The 4,799-nt window shown below is 28.3% G+C and carries 5 protein-coding genes and 1 tRNA gene; 1 reads left to right on the plus strand and 5 read right to left on the minus strand.

Annotated features, from left to right (window positions below; translation table 11 throughout):
* Positions 1 to 137 precede the first annotated feature (137 nt).
* The 3 genes from E6A48_RS10595 to E6A48_RS10605 all read right to left on the minus strand — a co-directional run bounded on the left by E6A48_RS10595 (position 138) and on the right by E6A48_RS10605 (position 2,551).
* Positions 138 to 1,256, minus strand: coding sequence for a HEAT repeat domain-containing protein (locus E6A48_RS10595; RefSeq protein ID WP_219710191.1), 1,119 nt, complete (start codon positions 1,254 to 1,256; stop codon positions 138 to 140).
* A gap of 90 nt (positions 1,257 to 1,346) precedes the next feature.
* The gene (locus E6A48_RS10600; RefSeq protein WP_219710193.1) at positions 1,347 to 1,943 is read right to left on the minus strand and encodes an OmpA family protein; all 597 of its coding nucleotides are present in this window, start codon (positions 1,941 to 1,943) and stop codon (positions 1,347 to 1,349) included.
* 23 nt (positions 1,944 to 1,966) lie between these two features.
* On the minus strand, positions 1,967 to 2,551 hold the full coding sequence (locus E6A48_RS10605) for an OmpA family protein (RefSeq protein ID WP_219710195.1): 585 nt from the start codon (positions 2,549 to 2,551) through the stop codon (positions 1,967 to 1,969).
* A 144-nt stretch (positions 2,552 to 2,695) separates the two neighbouring features.
* On the opposite strand from E6A48_RS10605, the gene E6A48_RS10610 reads away from it, so the two are divergent.
* Positions 2,696 to 2,770 (plus strand) — tRNA-Gly (locus tag E6A48_RS10610).
* 18 nt (positions 2,771 to 2,788) lie between these two features.
* Here E6A48_RS10610 and E6A48_RS10615 read toward each other — a convergent pair.
* Together E6A48_RS10615 and murB are read right to left on the minus strand one after the other, a co-directional pair.
* Positions 2,789 to 3,772: a radical SAM protein gene (locus tag E6A48_RS10615; RefSeq protein ID WP_219710196.1), complete on the minus strand. Its 984-nt coding sequence runs from the start codon at positions 3,770 to 3,772 to the stop codon at positions 2,789 to 2,791.
* On the minus strand, positions 3,759 to 4,661 hold the full coding sequence (gene murB, locus E6A48_RS10620) for a UDP-N-acetylmuramate dehydrogenase (protein WP_219710197.1): 903 nt from the start codon (positions 4,659 to 4,661) through the stop codon (positions 3,759 to 3,761). Before murB ends, E6A48_RS10615 begins: the two co-directional genes overlap by 14 nt.
* Positions 4,662 to 4,799 lie beyond the last annotated feature (138 nt).

Consider the following 4,799-nt stretch of genomic DNA (forward strand, 5'->3'; position numbering starts at 1 on the left):
TTTATTTTCTATAGCTTTTTTTTCAAGAAGCTCTATTTTTCCTACAAATGAACTGTCAACATTATCTATACCAGAAAATGCAATATCCGATAAAATAATCTCTAATTCTTTAACAATCTCTTTCAAAATCATAAACATTAATAAGCAGTAGCTGTAGTTGTCTCTGTTGTTGTATTATTAGAGCCTTCCACTATTGATTTTGCTTTGTCTTTAATTTTCTTGTTTGCAGAAGAGTCGGCTAATTTTTTTATAGCATCAAACATCTCTCCAGTAGGCATGGAATCACTATAAAGATTTAATACTTCAAGAGTAATATTTTCAGAATTATCATTTTGAAGTCTATAAAGCAATAGCTCCTGAATCTCTGGCTCTGTCTTATAATTATTCAAAGCTTTAATAGCATATATTCTCACTGATTCACTATCATTTTTACAAGCTTCAACAATATCTTTTTTAATATCCCCATAAGCACTGTACTCTGGAAGTATATAAATAACCCTCGCAGTAACTTCAGGTAAATCCTCTTTTAATATCTTCTGTAATATCTCATAATTTTCAGCACTAGGATAAGCCCCCAATGCCACTATTCCCATATATCTAACTAAAGCAGGCTCACCTGTATTTTGTGCTACATTTCTACAAATAATTTCGCCTTTAATATCTTTTGTCTCAGAAAAATATCTTAATATCTCTATTTTTGTGCTAGAGCCAATCACATCATTAGTGTATTTCTCTGCTAAATAATCTGAAGCTAAAGTAGATTTAATAGAACCTAAAGCATTTATCATACTATCTAATATAAGTCCAGATTCATTGCTAATAGAAGACATAATACTTGACTCATATTTTATATCAGGATAAATAGAACATAAATAATAAGCCTCTTTTCTCACACTATCATCTTCATCTACTATAGCATAATCTATTATAGTTTTTCCTTTATCATTAACATTTTGCTTAAAGAAATTAATTATCTCTATTTTTATTTTATTATTTTTTTCATTAGGATAATATTCCACCATAGCAGATATATCATTTTCATTTTTAGTCTTTTTTATTCTAGAAATAGCTGATATTTTTTGAGAAGTAGTACCATATTTAAAAGTGTCCATTAATTCACTGTTTATTACATAACCTTCACTTAAACTAGATGCTGTAGTAGCTGCATTAGTAGATGATGATAAAGATTGATTAGAATCTTCTGCAATTAAACTAAAAGAGATAATTAATAAAAACAAAATAACAAATTGTTTCATAAAACATAATACCTTTAATTTAAAAAACCTCCTCATTTCTTGTTACAGAAAGAAGGAGGTTTGATTTCTAATTATATACATAAAAATTAATTAATTTCCAGTATATACAGTTTCCTTTCTCACATCAAAAGTAGATACAAAATTATTATATTTATCCATATCTGCTTGATTTTCAATAATGATAAACTCATATCTTCTGAGATTAGCTTGAACATTAGACTCAGGCAATGCTTCGCCAAGCGGTTTTTCAATTAATCTATTAGCATCAACCCCATTATTAACCAAATAAGCTCTAGCATTTTTTACCCTATTAACAGATAAGTTGTAATTATAAGGGTAAGCTATTCCCTTATTGCTAGTATGTCCTTCTATTACTAATCTAACATTAGGATTCTTATCTAAAAACTCTATTACTTGAGCAAAAGCAACATTAGCATTTGCAGGCATAGCAGTCTTAGCAAATCCAAATATTATTTTAGGATTAGTTTCAAACACTCTTCCCCTTTGAGAATCTCTTATAGAAGTACCTTGAGGTAAATAGAGTTCACCAGTATTAGTAACAGCTTGAGGTTCTTCTTGTACTGCCAAAGCAACAGGCTCTGCATTTTCTGCAGGTGCCATTTCTGGAGTAGTACCGCAAGATATTACAAAAATAAATAAAGCAAAAACAAATAATAATTTTTTCATAGCCTTTACCAAAACCTTAGATATTAATTTTCTTTATTAACATCGACAGTTTTTGCAAAGTCATTATACTTTTTTAAATCTGCTTCATTCATTATTACTATAAATTCAGTTCTTCTATTAGCTTCTAAAGTAGGATATTCTGGAAGAGCCTCACCAAAAGCATTTTTAAGAAGTCTATTATTTTTAGTACCTAATTTTATTAAGTAATTGTAGCTAGTATCAGATCTTCTTACAGACAAATTGTAGTTGTAAGGAGCTTTACCTTCTTTACTAGAATTACCTTCTACCATAATTCTTATTTCAGGATTGTTATTTAATATAGTATAAACTAAATTATAAGCTTGTTTATACTCTCCTATTTCTACAGCTTTGTCGAATTGGAATTTTACTTCATAAATTCCACTCTGCTTACCAACATCGCTTTTAGCTTTAGGGTCATAAAGCTCTAATACCTTTCCCCTAGGAGTCTCTCTCACCCTAACACCATCTGGAAGATTTAATTCAGTATTAAAGCCAGATGTGTTTTCTGGAGTAGTCGCCTTAGGTGTACTAGAACAAGCAACTACTGTAGTTAAAATAAATGATAGAACTAATATTATCTTTTTCATTTTTTCCCCAGTTATTTAAAATTATTCTTAAACAGTAAAACCATATTACAATAAATTAGTAAAATTATCAATAAAATATTAGCAATAATAATATAAATAGCTTGCTTTTTTTTATCTGTATGTTATAATAATTAAACTTTAATTGCGGGCGTCGTATAATGGTTATTACCTTAGACTTCCAATCTAAAGATGACGGTTCGATTCCGTTCGCCCGCTCCATTTTTTATTCATTTGTTTTTATTCAAACGGCTTGTCTTTTCTAAAATCTGGTAAATAATTCTCACTGCTTTCCATCTCTTGACCTAATATATTTTCAAAACCTAAATCTAATGCAAAGTTTAATACTTCATTATATTCTTTAACATATAGTTTTCTGTTAATATTTTCATAATCTTTTGCCATAAACTCTGGACTATACTGCGACATTAGAGAAATATAACTATTTAAAAAGCCTCTCTCTTTTAGCTCTATTAATATATCATAAGAATCAGATTCATTGTTTGGCAAAACTAAATGCCTTATTATTATGCCGCTTTTTGCAATATCATTTTCATCAATTAAATCACCAACCTGATTTTTCATTGTAGTTATAGCATTAATTGCAACATCAAAATAATTCTCAGCTTTGGAATATTTTATAGCCTTGTCATTATTAAAATATTTTAAATCAGGCAAATAAATATCAACTATCCCATTCAAACAATCTAATAATTCATTAGTATCATAACCATTTGTATTATAAACTATAGGCAAGTTCAAACCATTTAGCAATGCAATTTTTAAAGCCTTTAATACAGGGTAAATCACATGCGTGGCACTTACAAGATTAATATTATTAGCACCTTCTCTCTCTAAATCTAGAAAATAAGAAGCTAATTTCTCTAAACCTATAATCTCCCCTATGCCTTCGGAGCTTATTTGATGATTCTGACAAAACACACAAGATAAATTGCAATTAGAAAAAAACACAGTTCCGCTTCCACTCTTTCCAACAAGCATAGGCTCTTCACCAAAATGCAAAGTATGAGAAGCTACTTTTATATGACTAGTATCTTCAAAAATCTTACATCTTCCTACTTTATTATTGTTTCTATCTGTCTTGCATAAATGTCCGCAGCATATACAGCTGTTATAAAGTGTTTTGGCTTTTTCTATAGCACTATCAATATAATATAAATGCTTTTCATTATAATTATTAAAATTTTTATCAAAAAACTTCATTTTCATCATTTCCTATAATACGCACTTCAGCATTTAACTTTATACCTGTCTTAGTGTAAACCTCTTCTCTCACTTTTTTCATTAGTTCAAAAATATCTCTTCCCGTAGCATTATTATAATTAACAATAAAATTAGCATGATAAGGCGAAACCATAGCCCCCCCTACCCTAGTGTTTCTCATATTAAGTGAATCTATCACCTTACCTGCTATCATATTAGTTTCATAATCATTCAAAAAAGTACTTCCTGCTGATGGATATTTATATTGATTTTTATTTTTTCTGTCTTTTATATATTTATTCATATCTTTTTTAATTATTTTTTTTAAGCCCTTATTTAATTTTAGCCTTACATCTATTATAATGTATTTCTTATCTTGGAACACACTTTTTTTATAAGCATAATTACATTCATCTGCTTTTATATGCATATATTCAATATTATCATCTATAATCCCCACGCTATCTACAAACTCTGATATAGAATGTTCATAACAGCGGGCATTCATGTATGTTGCTCCGCCAATACTTCCCGGAAGCCCATACAAAAACTCTAAACCTGTAAAACTATTTCTATAAGCATACTTTACAACATCTATAACATTAGCCCCAGAATAAGCTAAAATATTATTGCTAGTTTGCTCTATTCTTGTAAAAAATCCAGTATGTATTATAGGAACTTCTATTACCTTATCCAAAAAAAGTATATTGCTTCCTCCGCCTAAAATAATATATCTTTTATCAGCATCATTTAAATATTTAATTAAATCTATAAAACCATTAATAGTTTCAGGCATATAAAAATGAAGTGCTTTAGCATTTACTCTAAAAGTATTATATTTTTTTAATGAACAATTTTGTTTATATAGAACACCGTTAATTTTATGCATATATTTATCCTAAAAAATTACTAAAAATAATATACTTGAATAAACACAAATTGTCAAAATATTTTTAAATATGCTTAAAATTTTTAACTTTGTAAAAATTTATATTTTTTAATTTAAAATATTTGTGGGGCTTTGCCC

This window comes from Brachyspira pilosicoli (assembly GCF_019402445.1).
In the GTDB taxonomy this organism is placed as follows: Bacteria; Spirochaetota; Brachyspiria; order Brachyspirales; family Brachyspiraceae; genus Brachyspira; species Brachyspira pilosicoli_B.